At 44.0% G+C, this 16232-nt stretch carries 11 protein-coding genes; all 11 read right to left on the bottom strand.

What is annotated here, in order from left to right:
- Positions 1-6: 6 nt before the first annotated feature.
- Positions 7-3159 (bottom strand): SusC/RagA family TonB-linked outer membrane protein, encoded by a 3153-nt coding sequence (locus OD355_RS09590; protein WP_263038251.1) that lies wholly within the window; start codon positions 3157-3159, stop codon positions 7-9.
- Positions 3160-3188: 29 nt separating this feature from the next.
- Positions 3189-4301, bottom strand: coding sequence for a DUF4434 domain-containing protein (locus tag OD355_RS09585; protein ID WP_263038250.1), 1113 nt, complete (start codon positions 4299-4301; stop codon positions 3189-3191).
- A gap of 20 nt (positions 4302-4321) precedes the next feature.
- Entirely contained in the window at positions 4322-5536 is a 1215-nt protein-coding gene (locus tag OD355_RS09580) for an AGE family epimerase/isomerase (protein ID WP_263038249.1), read from the bottom strand.
- An 11-nt stretch (positions 5537-5547) separates the two neighbouring features.
- Entirely contained in the window at positions 5548-6963 is a 1416-nt protein-coding gene (locus OD355_RS09575) for a sugar porter family MFS transporter (RefSeq protein ID WP_263038248.1), read from the bottom strand.
- Between the two features lie 185 nt (positions 6964-7148).
- Positions 7149-8246, bottom strand: coding sequence for a DUF4434 domain-containing protein (locus OD355_RS09570; RefSeq protein ID WP_263038247.1), 1098 nt, complete (start codon positions 8244-8246; stop codon positions 7149-7151).
- Positions 8247-8261: 15 nt separating this feature from the next.
- Positions 8262-10121, bottom strand: a complete 1860-nt coding sequence (locus OD355_RS09565) for an FAD-dependent oxidoreductase (protein WP_263038246.1) — start codon at positions 10119-10121, stop codon at positions 8262-8264.
- A gap of 133 nt (positions 10122-10254) precedes the next feature.
- Entirely contained in the window at positions 10255-11457 is a 1203-nt protein-coding gene (locus tag OD355_RS09560) for an ABC transporter permease (RefSeq protein ID WP_263038245.1), read from the bottom strand.
- A gap of 38 nt (positions 11458-11495) precedes the next feature.
- Positions 11496-12662, bottom strand: coding sequence for an ABC transporter permease (locus OD355_RS09555; protein WP_263038244.1), 1167 nt, complete (start codon positions 12660-12662; stop codon positions 11496-11498).
- Between the two features lie 2 nt (positions 12663-12664).
- A complete protein-coding gene (locus OD355_RS09550; RefSeq protein ID WP_263038243.1) occupies positions 12665-13666 on the bottom strand; it encodes an HlyD family secretion protein in 1002 nt (333 codons plus the stop codon).
- A gap of 369 nt (positions 13667-14035) precedes the next feature.
- The gene (locus OD355_RS09545; RefSeq protein WP_263038242.1) at positions 14036-15541 is read right to left on the bottom strand and encodes a TolC family protein; all 1506 of its coding nucleotides are present in this window, start codon (positions 15539-15541) and stop codon (positions 14036-14038) included.
- A gap of 76 nt (positions 15542-15617) precedes the next feature.
- Positions 15618-16202, bottom strand: a complete 585-nt coding sequence (locus OD355_RS09540; RefSeq protein ID WP_263038241.1) for a TetR/AcrR family transcriptional regulator — start codon at positions 16200-16202, stop codon at positions 15618-15620.
- Positions 16203-16232: the final 30 nt, after the last annotated feature.

The raw sequence follows: 16232 nt of genomic DNA, 5'->3' as shown, positions 1-16232 counted from the left end.
TTATATTTATATTGATAAATTAAGACCAAAAGAAAAAGTTTTCTGTTGAGGATAATATCCATTGTTTACTCCCGGCTGTTCCGGGTCAATGTTGTATTTTGTAAGTCCGCTAAACGTTAAAAGGTTAGAGCCCTGTACGAAAAGCCTTACACGTTCTATACCTACCCGCTTCATGATGTATGCCGGTATGCTATAGCCTACCTGGAAAGACTTTAAGCGTAAGTAATCTCCCGGCCTGTACCAGAAAGTTGAAGAGTAAGCATTGTTGGAACTGACTGTAACCAAAGACAATCGTGGAAACTGTGCATTAGTATTATCAGGCGTCCATGAATTTTCGGGCAGGAACTTCGGTGAGTTACCTCCATGGTAAAACAACTTGGTAAACGCTGTATTATCCATCACACCGGCTGCTCCATCTGCAGTATACACGCCGGTTAAAGCTACTGTACGGCCAAGACCAGCTTGCAACAACAAGTCAAAATCAAAACCTTTCCAACTACCGAACAAGTTTAAAGATGTCTGATACTTAGGGAAAGCGCTTTTTCCTACATAACCCATGTCTTGTGCATAAGTAATTTTACCATCGCCGTTCCTGTCTACATATCTTATGTATCCGGGCAATACCGGGGCACCTGGAATTGTGGGAGAGTTAGCAATATCTTCCTGTGATTGAAACAGCCCATCAGCAATAAAACCAAGTTGAGAGCCCACTTCTTTTCCGGTAAGCTTTCTGTAATCAGGAGTATTCTCGGAATCGCCTGCAAAATACAGCCACCTTCTTTTTGCATAAGATGCAATAAGTTTTACGCCATAATGGAAATCTCCTAAACGATTGTTGTGGCTTAAAGTCATATCAAAACCCCTGTAATCAATTTTGTTTACATTAGCTGTATTGAAGTAATAGCCGCCCATTGACGGAGGGTAAGCGCCTGCAATAGTTCCCAGTAAATCGTACTGGTATTTGTAGAATACGTCAAATTCGAAACCGAACAAACCTTTCCATGCATTGAAATCCAAGCCCATGTTGTAGGTTATTGCTTTAGCCCATGAAAGATTGGGGTTGCCCAGTGTACTTGTGTAAACTATACTTTGGCTTGACTGGCCCAGGACAAATTGATTCGGAGCTATTACCATCAGGTTCAGATATTGAAAAGGGCTTACAGCAGAAGTAGCCGTTTTTCCGATTCCGCCCCTAAGTTTTAAATTATCAACCCAGGGTGCATTAAACCAGCTTTCATTATTTATTCTCCATCCAAGCGAAAATGCCGGCAGATTGATCCAACGCGCACCATTCATACCGCTGAACAAATAACTGCCATCACGGCGGATAGAGAATTCTCCAAGATATTTATTACTATATTCATAGTTTAACCTGCCAACATACCCAACCAGGCGAGACTGGCTGCTGCCGCCACTTATAGATGGAATCTTCTCTGCACCATTCCCTGTCTGATTGGTAATTTTACTAAGCTCAGCCAGGCTGATGAAGTCAAGTCCAAAACCGGTAGCACCCAGTCCATTTCCAAACTCGTTTCTTGTTTCTGCCAGTCCAAGGAAATTAATTTTATGTTTGTCAAATGTGCGGTTAAAATGTATACTGCTTTGAGTAACCACGTTTGTAGAGCTATGAGAAGATTCTGTCAGAGAAGTATTGCCCGAATTATCACTGAATAAGCGGTAGCTAATAGTTTCTGTTGATATATTAGGCTGTGTAGCAAGCATTGTTTTATACGGGATGGCAAGCACTTTATTAAACTGAAAGAACCTGTCGTAAGCGCCCATAAATTTAAAGCTTAGCCCTTCCAGCCAGGGTGCTTTATATTCTAATGTAAAGTTTGATTGCACAAACGTGTTCTTATACCTTGCATACCCAGACTCGTAAATTGCGGCCAGTGGGCTCACGGGTGATGACGCTGTGGGTGTGGAAACATAATACTCTTTACCATCTACAGTCCATTTCTCGGGCACATAAGGCAATGAGCGTACCGCCTGTTGAGGAATATTATGCCAGCTGTTAGGATCTGCAGGGTAGCGGGGATTATCTCTTTTTTCCTCTCTGCCGGAAAAGCCTACAGAAAGCAATAGATGTTCCGTGATTTTGGCGTCAACATTTGTACGGAAGTTGTAACGGTCGTACAGGAATTTATCTACATTACCCTGTTGCTGAAATGCACCAACAGATGTAAAGAACTTTACTCTGTCATTACCACCTGAAGCATTCAAATTATGATGGGAATTTGAACCAGTGCCAAATACTTTTTTGTACCAGTTTGTATTACCCCATCCATCTACACCATCAATCATCTTTTGTACTTGTTCTGAATTAAATACCGGTTTATCTCCGTCTAATTCTCTTGCCTGATTATACCAATAGGCATAACCGGGAGCGTCCAGCCATTCAAGCTGATTGGCATTCTGGCTGATGCCATAGGATCCGTTATAAGTGATATTTGTCTTGCCAGATTGTCCCTTTTTGGTAGTAACAATAACTACCGAGGTGGCATTCAATCCATACACAGAAGCCGAAGTAGCATCTTTCAATACAGAAACTGATTCTATTTCATTAGGATCAATTTCATTGATGCTGCGTTGAACACCATCTACAATATAAGTAGCTCCTTCACCACGAACTAATAACGAAGCAGCATCATAACCCGGCTGTCCCGTTGACTGGAGCATAGTAACCCCCGCAACGCGTGAGCCCAAAACGTTTGTTACACCAATAGTCGGTGACTTGAGCAACTCTTTATCAGAAAGCGTAGAGACAGCGCCGGTGATGCTTAACCTTCTTTGTGTGCCGTAACCAACAACTACCACATCATCTAATGTCTGGGCATCTTCAACTAAAGTTACATTCAGTACCGTTCTTCCATTTACGGGCAGTGCTGTTGTCTTATAACCAACATAGGAAAACTCAATAACGCTGTTTAAATTAGGAACTGAAACATTGTATTCGCCATTATCATTTGTAATTGTTCCACCCTGTGCGTTTACAACCAACACATTCACGCCTTGCAAAGGTTCTCCATTTGCGTTCGTGACCTTCCCCTTAATGGCAATCTGTGCACTTGCAATAATACCTGTACAAAGCAACATAATACCAACCGGTAAGAGTCTGAGACACTTAATACCCACGAAGAGTTTTTGTTGTTTTTTCATTATTTCAATTTTTAAAAAATAGATTGAATTTATTTGATATTAAAATGCTCCTTGTATCTTTCATAAAGATATGGGGCTTGTGAATACGTAGAATTTGGGCTCATAAAATGTGAGAATTCAAAGGTTATGGCATCTTCCATGCCTGCCAGGCGTGCGGCTTCTAACTTTACCAGCAGCTTTTCCCATTTTATGGGCGGAAACCTGATAGGCATATCACGATCAAAAGATTCAATGTTTGTCCAACATCGCATTTTGTGTGCATCAGCAAGTTTTTTATTTACAGACAAATATTCCGGCAACTCATGATAATCTACCTGCCCGTCCTGGAAGGCTAAAATATCTACTGCTCCTTCTACATTAGTCAGAATTTCATTCCATTCTTCTTCATGCTGGCGCAGTGTGATAGGTTTGTCGCCCGACATTACCTGGTCAGTCTTTAAACCATGTATGTAAGGCGAAACGAGCGTAGTAAGATTATTAGAAACTGCTTTGGCATGTTTTCCTACTTCGGCATAAATTTTCGACATGTTCTTAGTGCGCCTGCTAACCTCTTGGGACAGATACCACCCTTTGAACGACTTATGATGTCCGTATTTTTTCCAAACTTCATCTATCAACCTCCGGTTAATGTCAATTTCTTTATGAAACTTGCCTTCTATCCAATACTTGCCTGAATCGTACATGCCAAAGAAAAAATGCATATTGTGTCTATCTGCCAGGGTAAGGAACATTTTTGTGAGATCAACAGGAGGATAGTATACATCTTCGGTTTTTAAAATACAGTCAAAAGGTGAAGATATCCATTTGCCCAGGCCTGAACGTATCATTACAACAGTATTAATACCTATCGCTTTCATGGCTTTAAAATCTTTATCCCATTCTGCAACACCCCAATTCTGGTGTGGGATATCCCAACTAACCTCATCTAAGAAAGTGGCATGAATTTTCATTCCTTTTAAGACATGTGGCGTCTCGAACATTTTATTAGACAACTTTTCTCCAGCCACATTTCTTATAGATTCCTTCTGCGTGCTTGTTGATACACTGCCATATCCCACCATACCCGGCACCACCATACCCGCAGAGCTCATGGCTATGTTCCTGAGAAAATTTCTTCGTCCTTTTGATTCCTGTGGATGCATGTTGTTATTGTTTACACTTTTTACACTATACTATTTTCTCGGATGTTGACCCGAGGTTTGTTTTCACGCTGATTGATTTCGCGCAGGATGTTGCGGCATTGGTACAGCCCTCTCGGCACGTGGAAGCAGCCTTTCCATTTGCCCCCTTTCAGGTCAAGCAGCACTTCTCCTTGGCGGTTCAGGTAGCCCCACCATTCGGGATGCTGCGGGTCTTTGAAATGATCCCATGTGTAGCTGTGCAATTTTTCAAACCATTGCAAACATTCTTCAGAGCCGGTAAGCTGGTACCCTTTCAGCAGTGAGATAAGCGCCTCCACGTGTACCCACCATAGTTTCTGATCCCATTCGAGCTCCTGCGGAGGATAACCTTTGCGATCCATAAAGTAAAAGATGCCGCCGTATTGTTTATCCCACCCGTATTCCAGCATGGTAAGGGTTGTCTGCACTGCTTTTTTTACCAGGTCTTTCCTGTTGAGCCGTACACCGATGTCCATAATAAACCACATGGCTTCAATGGCATGCCCTGGGTTTACCAGCCTGCCCTGGAAAGTATCTGAAAGGCTGCCGTCGGTATTTACATTTTCTACAATAATGCCGCCGAGCTCGGGCCGCAGGAATACCTCCATCACTTCCTGAATACAATGCTCTATAGTTTGCTGTAGAAAATCTTCTTCTAAAAGATGCTCTATTTGCAGCGACAGATTACACAGGATCATGGGCAGCGAAAACCCTTTGAGGTTGCGGGTTCCGGGAAAAGCCTTGTTCCACCTGCCTTTGGGATTATCTTTTTTTGAAAGAATAATGTCGAATGTTTTTTTAGCGATGTCTGCATATTCCGCGTTGCCTGTAGCAAGGCCTAATTGCGCAAATGCCATAGTGGCAAACGTGTAGGAAAAAATATTATAAGGCTGCACCAGCGGGTTGCCTTTCCGGTCAAGTGCAAAGTACCAGTTCAGGTTGCCGTCATGGCCGTATTTTTTTAAAAATTCTCCTCCCTGCACAGCACATTCCAGCCACTCAGGGCGTTGCTCCACTTTATTGTACAGCAGCGAAAACATCCACACCTGACGGCCTTGCAGCCAGATGAATTTATCAGTATCATATACATTTCCTTCCCGATCCAGGCAGGAGAAATATCCGCCGTATTCTTTGTCCTGCGATTTCTGCAGCCAGAAAGGCACAACATTGTTTAACAATTCATCGGCATAGAGCTGTTCAAGTTCTTTAAGGTCCATTATCTTTAATTTTAAATTTTTGTTTTTTGTTTCAGCCAGAAACGTTCTATTTCTTCCAGCGATTTTCCGGCAGTCTCCGGCATCAGCTTCCACACGATAAGCATATACGGTATGCACATGAAAGCAAACAGGAAGAAGGTGCCCGACGGTTCCAGTGTTTCAAGCATCCACGGGGTAAGCTGACCAATGAGAAAAGTGCCTATCCACAGGGAAAGCGTAGCGATAGACATTGCCTGGCCGCGCACTTTGGTGGGATACATTTCTGAAAGAAATACGAAAATTACCGCACTGATGGAAATGGCTGTGAAAAATATATAGGCCAGGAAACACACCAGCAGGAACGTAGCGGACAAATCCCAGGCTTTGCTATACAGGAAATAAATGCCGATCATCACCAAAGAAAGGATCATGCCCGACACACCAAAATAAACCAGCTTTTTCCTGCCCACTTTATCAATAATGAGCAAGGCGATGATGGTAGTAACCATATTCACCACACCGATCAGTGACTGGTAAAAAAGCGAATCGCCGCTTGACAGGCCGCTGGCTTCAAATATAGACGGGCCGTAGTAGAGCACGGCATTCACACCCATAAACTGCCCTAAAATAGCAATGGCGCAACCTATCCACACCGCGCTTCTGAAGCCCGGCTGCAGCAATAGTTTAAAGCTCGATTGTTGTTGAGTAGATTGCAGAAGCATCTGCTTTGTTTCATTTACCTGGAAAGCTACTTCTTCCCGGCTGCCATATATTTTATAAAAGGTTTCAGACGCCTCGCCCTCACGTTTTTTCACCAGCAGCCAGCGCGGGCTTTCAGGCAGCAGGAATGAAACAATAAGGAATACAACTGCCGGCAATGCACCAAAACCCAGCATGCCGCGCCACACTTCAGCCCCGAATATTTTTTGCATCAATGCTGATGAGGAAGTATAAGTTGCCGAATGCTCGAGCAGGTAAAAATTTACCAGGTACGCTGCAAGAAAGCCAACCGTTATGGCCAGTTGATACAGCGACACCAGCCTGCCTCTGTGCGATGCAGGTGAGATCTCTGAAATATACAAAGGACAAACTACGGATACGATACCGATGCCTGCACCGCCGATAATACGCCAGAAGATCAGCTCGTTAAAAGTTTCAGACAAGGCGCAACCGAGGCCGGAGGCGGTAAAGAATACGGCAGCAATGATCATTGTCCATTTTCTGCCGATGCCATCGCTCAATTTGCCGGCTACGATCACACCAAGAATACAGCCCACCAGCGCACAGCCTACATACCAGCCGCTTTCAATGGTATCGAGATGAAACTGTGCAGTGACCTGCGAGATGGTTCCGGAGATTACAGCCGTATCGTAGCCGAAGAGCAAGCCGCCCAGCGCAGCCACAACGGAGAGAAATGCTACATAGCCGATGTTTACAGGTTTATTCATGTGTTAATATTTATTTTTTCTGTTTGCCACACGGAATAACTTTACATTTTTAATTCTATATTATCATTTACACTGGTATAGATTCCTAATCTTTATGGTTATTTCATTTGAATTGACAGTTGACAATGGATAATGGGTAATTTGGAATGTGTGTGATGCTTACTTTTTTAATTGAAATTTGTAAATTATTTTATATTAAAATACTCCTTGTATCTGTTGTACAGATGTCCGGCCTGCAGGTAAGCTGATTGAGGGCTCATGAAGTGAGAAAATTCAAAGGTGATGGCCTTATCGTATTTCGCCCGTTTTGCCGCTTCCAGCTTCATGCGCAGCTTATCAAACTTGATAGGCAGAAATTTTATGGGCATGTCCCGGTCAAAAGTTTCCGCGTTGGTCCAGCAATCCATATTGTATTTATCTGCCAGTTTTTTATTCACTTCAAAAAAAGCATCTAATTCATGGTAGTCGATCTGGCCATCCTGGAAGGCGCATGCATCTACGTATTCATGAATGCCGGCAAAGATTTCGTTCCACTCTTTTTCATGTTGCTCTACCGATACGGCATCTTCTTTGGTAAGCGTGCTGCCGCTTGCTGCCACGGCTTTTTTACCATCTATCCAGGGAGAGATAAATGTGTGCAGTCCTTTAGACATATCTTTGCATTGCTTGCCCATGGCGCGGAAAGAAGGGATGGCGCTCCTGGTGCCCCTGCTGATCTCGGTGCTGATGTACCAGCCTTTGAAACTTTTGTGCCTTTCGCCGTAATGTTTCCACACTTCTTCAATCACGTGCATGTTGGATTCCACTTCGTAGCTCATATCGCCTGTATCCCAGTATTTACCGGAGTCGTAGAGGCCGAAGTAAAATTTCATCGCGTATTTATCTGCCAGCTTTAAGTACATTTCCAGCAAATCCGTTGAAGGTTTATAGCAGCCTTTGCTTAAGAGGTATTTGGATGGGTAAGTAATGAACTTCCTATAGCCGCAACGGATCAGGATCACCGTATCTATGCCAATGGCTTTCATGTGGCGGAAATCGCGGTCCCACTCCTTTTCGCTCCAGTTCTGATGTGGAATATCGTGAGAAATTTCATCGAGGAAAGTACCGGTGATCTTGAGCCCCTGGTTCTTCGGAGCCAATAAATTGCCGAACGGCCCGCTTTCGGTTTCAGAAGATAGCTGGGCCTCGTGAAGCGTGCTACCTAATGCATTGGCGCCTATGAATGCAGATGCGCCTAACAGTGCGCTGTTCTTAATAAAATCTCTTCTGTTTTTTAAAGACATATTGCTGTAAAGTTTTTATTTAAGAGGAATACCATTCATATCCACGGGGATATCAAAAGGATGCAGACAGGCATCAATCATTGCGGCAGCCAGGCCCCTGTTTACAGCTGCCGTTGCGCTGTAGGTTTTTTCTCCGGAAATATTTTTCCACATAAGTGAAAATTTATCTTCTGTGAGTGTTGAATCTATTTTAGAGAAAGCCTGCCATGCATAGCCCGCAGTCAGCGCCCTGCCTGAGCCCTGGAAGCCATCCAGTATGGGATAATAGGTTCGGAGGCCCTGCAATAATTCATATTCGCTGATCGGCCTTTCGGGATAAAACCAGGTCTGGTTTGCCCAGTTGTAAGGTACACCATAGCCTTTGAGTATACCCGTTGCCCCGACTCTTTGTATGGCATCAAAATATTTGTCCTGCGGTTTTACGTCAATATAAGGCATCAGGTAAGCTTTAGATGCCAGCAATGCTTTTTGTACTGCCCTTACGGGCACCTGCTTAGGCTCTACATTCTGCATGGCGGATATGGCTGCCAGCGATCCTGCTGCCTGTCCTATCAGCAACACCACCGGCTGCAGGCGTGTGGCGCCGTTGACGATGTTGGTAACGCTGATACTTTTTTCTGCTACTATCAATCCGTCAACATCTTTAGGAATGAGGCTGCCCAGCGGCACATTGTAAGAAGGTATTTTTACTTTGATGAAGTCAATTTTTGGAGCGTCTTTGTTTTCGTTGCTGTGGTGGTCAAGCGGGTAATCTCCCACGGCAATACCTGTGCGGTACAAAGCGGTTTTCTGGCTGAAAGGTTCCAGCATATCATTCAATGTCAGGCGTACCAAACCCTGGATTCTTCTTGATTCGCGGAAGTACGGGAACATGGGCAGCTTGTCTTTGGTAGGAAATTCATCGTCAGCAAGGCCCAGGTGCTTATAACCCAGCTTGGTTTGTATAAAATACACAAAACGCAGCGTATGCAGCTTGGCTTTTTCGTATTCACGCGCCCTGGCAGCGGCGGAGCTGTCTATCACATTCATGTAGATGTCGTTGCCATCGCGCGGCCAGTTAATCATGTATTTATTGTTGGGCAGCTTGCCGTACTCCATCATGCGGTGGCAGTTGCTGTTGGGGTTTTCGTAATGTAGCGGGTCGGCAATATCGCAGGCATTGGCAAACGCTGCTTCATTATAGCCTTGTGGCTTTGGAATGGTTTTATCGGCATTTTTGCCATAATCTTTCAGCGTGGCCACATAAGTTACATCCTGTATAAAATGGTTGGCTTTTTCAGGCGCAATAAATTCATTGGTCTCGTGGCGGCTGTCCATCCCAATGTTATACTTTACACCGAGAAGCGCGGCCACATCGCCCAGCTCAGTAGCATCGATAATGATCTTAGAAGTATATGTACGCGTTTTCTTGTTTTGAAAAACAGTTACTTCCCACAAGCCAGCTTTTTTGTTTACGCCGGTACACTTTGCTTTATGCAGTATTGTGAGCTGTTTTTCATCAGCCAGCTTTTTGAGGATTTTATTTCCAACGGAAGGTTCAAAGAGTGTGTTGCTTACCCAGCCGGTTTCCACTGCAGCGGGGCCGCCATAGTAGTTGTATAATGCTTCCCTGAATTCATTCCACAGACCGGAAGGAAGGTTATGATTGCCATCAATAGCTGAAACGCCTGCAGCAGTAAGCATGCCCCCAAGCCATTCTGTTTCTTCCACGATCAGTGTTTTGGCACCCATCCTGGAAGCCTGTATGCCTGCAGTTGTACCGCTGGCGCCACCTCCCAGGATGATTACATCATATTGCTGCGCTGCTGCAAATCTTGCCTGAAAGCTAAACAAGGCGACTATTAAGAAAAATTTACCAGTAAAAACGTTGCACATTGTTATAATTAATTTTTCTATAACAAATGTACAAAAATATTTTCCTAATTACCAAACAATTAAAAAAATATTTTTTTAAATAAATTTTTAGAATCTTTCCCTCTAAGAAATGTGTACACCATATACTTATAAATTATAGAGCCGCCATTTCCTGTCGCAATCTTTTTAATTTTATACGATATACAATGGCAGCAAGCAGGAAGTAAGCCAGCATTTGAACCAACAATATGTTGAATTCGGGGCTTACAGACTGCAGGCTTGCTCCCATTACCCTTAACCTGATAAAAGCATTTACCATAGGTGTGCTTGGCAAAATATAAGAGGCCTTGTAAAGCAGCGGCGGCAATGCTTCTACAGGCCATGCCACCCCGCTGATAAAAAAGAGTATGGGAGAAAGAAATACCAGGAAAAGCAGCGCATAAACGCGCTTGGAGAATAAAAGGCCAATGCTGATGCCCATGAAAGAAACCGCTGCAAGGTAAGGTATCATCAACAAGTATGTGTTCAGCAGGCCGCTTTTATCAGGCAAAGCCATCCACCTGTAAAACAGTCCCATGATCAAAAATGTTGTAACCAGGTAGATGAGCATGAACGCCATAGTTTGCCCGATAATTATTTTTATCTCTTCAAAAGGCCTTCGCATGCCATCTTTCAGGTAATGATAACTGCGGCGCTCATTGTGCTTGCCATACAAAAGCCCGATGCCGATGAGCAGGGTTTGCTGTACCAGGATGATCAGTATGGCCGGAACAATAAAGCTGGCGTAGCCACCTGCAGGATTGTACAGATTGTATGTTTTTATGCTCAACGGCTCTCTCATTACCAGCGCCTGCTCCATGGTTTTGCCTTTATTTATAAGACTATTCACCTCTACAGCGGCTCCAAGCGTCTGAGATGCATATACGGTAGCAGAGTAAACCTGTTTGTACAATAAAAAGTGGCTGGCATCGCTATACACACTTACATTGCCCTGCCTGCCGGAAAGAATATCTTTTTCAAAATCCCTGTCTACCACAATTACCCCGGCAACTTCATTTCTGTAATACAGCTCTTCCGCCTCCTGCAAACTGCTCACCCGCGATACAATACGCACCTGTTCTGTGGCATCTATCATTCTTCCCAGCTTGTGGCTGAGTGCACCATCGTTGAGGTTTACAAATGCCACAGGGATTTCAGTAGCAGTTTCTTCCATATAGCCTATCGCATAGATTACGGGATAAGCCAGCATGGCGATTATGAATAAGACAACTGTACCGCTGTCGCGAAATATTTCTTTTACCTCGCCAATGAAGTAAACCTGTATTTGCCTGAAACCATTTATTATTGATCGGATCATTCGCATGATATAATTTTCAATGAAATATTTATAAACCCTTACAGCCTGCCCCAGTATTTATTGTTGTAGCATATATATTTGAGATGCGGAATAAAGAAAAATCCAAGAAGTATAAAAAACACCAGGTATAAAAGATAAGGATAACTGTCTGCAACCGGCGCAGCTCTTAATGACTGGCCCATAAAAGCATCAAGCCAGTAAGTCAACGGGAATATCCTGCTGAATACCTGCCCGGCAACAGGCATATTATAAATAGGATAAGACAGGCCGGCGTATGTAAGCGCCAGCATAGAATAAGCGCTTGCAAGAGATAATGACAGCCTCAGGTTAGCCGTAATACTGATGAGTACGATTGCCATAGACTGGTAACTGATAATCAGCAATAACTCCGACAGCAACAGGAACAGGAAGCTGCCGTGCAAGGGAGCGCCAATTACATAGAACAGCGTAATATTCATAATAGCTGCAACCATTAAGTACATGAAAGTATAGGGCAATATTTTACCAAAAAGCGCCACATATATATTGCCGCCTGCAGCGCGGATCCAGGATGGCGCAGTGCCTTCATACAGGTCATTCCCTATAGCATACACCGTTCCGATGAGCGTGAACAATACCAGCATTACCGGCATGAGGATGAAAGTGATAAAATAGGAGTAGTTAAGATAAGGATTGGATAATACCTGGGAGTGAATATTCACCGGTAAAATTTTAGCCATAGCATCATAACCCGACTCACCGCTCTTAAGGCGCGTCTGCAACTTAATGCCTGCGCTCAAAGTCTGGAGGCTCTTTTGAATGCCGCTGTTTAAAAGGCTTCCCTTGATCACGTTGGCATTGTTGATGTACACCGCAACTTCACTATTGCTTCCTGATAATATATTTTTCTGCATACCCTGCTGCAAGAACACAACAGCGTCTACCTTTCCGGCTTCCATTGCTTTACGTGCTTCAGCAAGGCTGGTAAAGTCTTTGTTGATGGCTGCTGCTGCAGAAGCATCTATCATCAGCGCTGCTTTCCTTGAGAGCGCGGAATGGTCATGATCCACAATAGCCACCGGCAGATCGCGGGGCACGCCTTCCTTGAAGATCACAGTGATAAGCACGAAAGCTATTACCGGGCCCGCCAGTACCATGGCGAATACTACCGGAGATGCGGCAATCCTGCGAAACTCACGGATCATTACTTTAATAATCTCCTGCATCCTCAGCTCTTTTTATTTCTTACATCATTCCAGTTAACAACTGCTGACATACCAGGGCGCAAACCCCTGACAGCATTGACCGGAACCGCATGCACTTCAAATGTTTTCATATCAAAATCGCCCGAAGTTTTGGTAGCATTCCAGGTAGCGAACTGGCCCAACACCTTGATGTACGTAACTTTCAGCGGCACCAGCCTGTTTTTCAATGCCGGAAATCGCGCGTTGATCACTGAGCCCGCTGATATATCTGCCAACAGGTCTTCACGCAGGTTAAACACCACCCAGATATCTTCCAGGTCTACCAGTGTTACTACGGGATAGCCGGCTGAAACCAGCTCGCCTTCTTCTGCAATGATATCTGCCACCTCTGCACTGAGCGGCGCATAAATGGAAGTCTCTTTTTTATAGGAATTCACTTCCTGTATCATGCCTCTGGCATTTTTTACCATGGCGCCGGATGCCATTTTATCTTCCGTACGTGCACCATTGCGTGCTTTTTGCCAGGTAGCTTTGGCAGCGTTGGCTGTTTGCATGGCTGCCTGGTATTGTGCTTCTGCTTCATCTTTCTTCTGCGCAGGCACTACACCGTCTTTGTACAGGCTGTTTACGCGTTCGAATGTTTTCCGGGCAAGTTCGGCACCGGTCAAAGCTTTCTGATACATGTCGTAGGCGGCTTGTATATCTTCACTTTGTGCGCCATTCATTGCCTTACTGTTTTGTGCTTCTGCACCTAAGAGTGCAGCGCTAGCCTGCGTCATTTTTGCGTCGAGCTCCGGGCTGCTGAAAGTATACAGCAGTTGCCCCTGCCGCACGGTGTCGCCTTTATGTACGGTGAGGTTTGAGATGCGGCCCACCAGCTTTGATGCCACCTTAATGGTTTTGGCATCTACCTCGCCCTGCACTTCCAGTGGCTGTGGTTTGTTGATCACCACAAAAGAAAAAATGATAAACCCTATGAAGACCGCCAGGCCAATCATTAATAAAAAAAATCCTTTTTGTTTCATGTGTGTATATTTAATTTTTACTGTTTGCCACACGGAATAACCAAAACCTTCATTTTTTATTATCATTCCCGGTTGGTATAGATTCCTAATCTTTATGGCTATTTCATGTGTTAATATTTAATTTTTTCTGTTTGCCACATGGAATAACCAAAACCTTAATCTTTATTATCATCCTCGGTTGGTAAAGATTGCTAATCTTTATGGTTATTTCATGTGTGTATATTTAATTGTTTTTCAGTTGTCACATGAAATAACTATCGATTCATGTGTGTATTTTTTTAGTTAGCTGCTCCGCAACTGGTTTTATCGTTCAATATTTACGAAATGGGGCTTGTGCTGTATTTATCTTATTCAAATAATATTTCTTCATTAAAATTTACCGATAACGAGCTGGTGTGAATTGCGGTATTCTTCAAACTGTTCTGCCATGCCGGCGTATTTCAATAGTTCTGCCAGTGTTTTATCAAAGCCATACATGGCTTCAAGCTTTTCAATTTTTATTTTAGATACTCCCAGGTGTGCATCCATAATATCTGTAGTTGTATTCATCTCCGCCTCAAAACCTTTCTGCCGTACATAGAGGTATTCATCGGCAAGCTTCTGGCTTGCTTCCAAAGCCTCCAACTGATCTTTGTACATGCCAAGCGTAGTATAGAGCTTATCAATCACAGCATTGATGTCGTTAATGGCTTTCAGCTCTGCTTCACGCACCTGCTCTACTTTGTATGCGGCTGCTTTTATTTTATTGCTGCGGCTGTAGCCGTCAAACAGTGTCCATTTGGCGCCAATACCTGCAAACCAATCCGGCGCCAGCTTTGAAGCATTCACTATATTGTAGCTGCCAATCAATGCTACTGTGGGGTAGAGGGCTCCGCGCTCGGCCTTGCTGCCTTGTCTGGCAAGCTCCATTTTGGTTTTTACCTGTTTTAGCTGAGGGTTATTCTGCAATGCAGATACCTTAAAATAATCCACCGGCTCAAGGTCTGCAACATAAAACAGGTCTGTTACGGGTACAATCTGCAGCTCCGGCACAGATAAAGAATTAGCCATTGCTTTTGTAAGTATGGCAGCGGTCTGTACAGCTTTCTTATATTCCCTTTCTGCCTGCGCCTGGTGTACCTGTGCATTTAAAACCTCTGCTCGAGCCAGCATACCGCGTGCCTCCATTTTACGGGCATCTTCCAGGTGCTTGTTCATGCCATCAAGCACCTGCTTCCTCACGAGTATAGCCTGCTCAGCCAGCTTCAGCCCGAAATATCTTTCTGCAAGCTCGCTTGTCAATTCAGCCTTTTTTACAGCCACTTCTTCGGCAGCCTCCTGCTCTTCTATCATAGCTGCCTGGTTGGCCGCGTGAATTTTTCCACCGGTATATATGGGAAGCTGCGCTGTAGCCATGACCGAACCAAAAAACTTGTTTACCAGTGTCGGCTCCCAGTCTGCATTCTGCACTGCCTGCGCGCCTTCCAGCAACTTTTCCCTGACAGCTTTGGTGGATAAATTATCCGGCAATACCGGCATTTGCTTATTCGTGGCAGGATCTGGGTTGGGCACGCCGGAAAAGCTTCCATAATTGCCCAGTGTATTGTACAAAGGCATAAGGGCATCGCGTACCGGCGAAAGGTTCATGGCAACATCTTTTTGCATGGCCACATAATTGCCGCTAATGCCTACTTTGGGATAGTACAACCCTTTGCGAGCCTGCCTTTCGGCCTGCTTCTCCTTAACATGATAATCTGCCTGCTTTAAAGCATGGTGATTTTTTTCCATGATCTGCATTGCCTCACCAAAGGTCAGGGCTTGCATTTGTGTGCCGGACTGTGCAATGCTGAACAATGGTAAGGTGGCAATAAAAAAGGATAAATATTTTTTATGCATGTGTGTTTATTTATTTGTTTTTTAGTTGTCACAGGGAATGCACCCTCCCGATCGCTACCCGGAATGGACATTTCACTTATTTCAATGATTTTAAGCAAACTGACAATAAGGATTTCAGTTGTTTTTTAGTCAGCTCTGAACGGTTAAAAAACCTCTTGAACCTCAGGTTAATGTATTGTATAGGAAGGCTTACGCACATCAGGTATATAATCTCCTCATCTGTATCAGGTGAAATTTCACCGGTATCTTCACCCTTTACTTTCAACCGGTGACATAATTGCATAATTTTTTTCTGCTGCTCTTTCTCAAGGTTGAATTTGTATTCATGCATCAGCACAAACAGGAATTTGATCTTTTCCGGTTGCCTGTTGGCCACATCAAATAAATACTGGATCAGCTTTTCAACTATTAAGCTCACTGTAAGTGTTTCATCTTTCATCAGCTTTTCCAGGTTGTCCATGATGTCGCCCACCGCATTGAAAAGCAAGTCATTAACCAGCTCTTCCTTGCTGTTGTAAAAACGGTAGAGATAGCCGTCCGCCACGCCGGCTTTTTTAGCAATCTCTGCAATGGAAGCACCGCCATATCCTTTTTCCACTACCATTTGCAGGGTTACTTCTTTAATGCTGTCCATTTTTGATGCGTCAATGAGTCGTGCCATAATGTTTAATTGAGTGAATGGTCATTCATT

Source organism: Haoranjiania flava (genome assembly GCF_025631005.1).
Taxonomy (GTDB): domain Bacteria; phylum Bacteroidota; class Bacteroidia; order Chitinophagales; family Chitinophagaceae; genus Haoranjiania; species Haoranjiania flava.
Note: the sequence above shows the minus strand (reverse complement) of the source record. Positions and strands in the feature narration are given on the sequence as shown.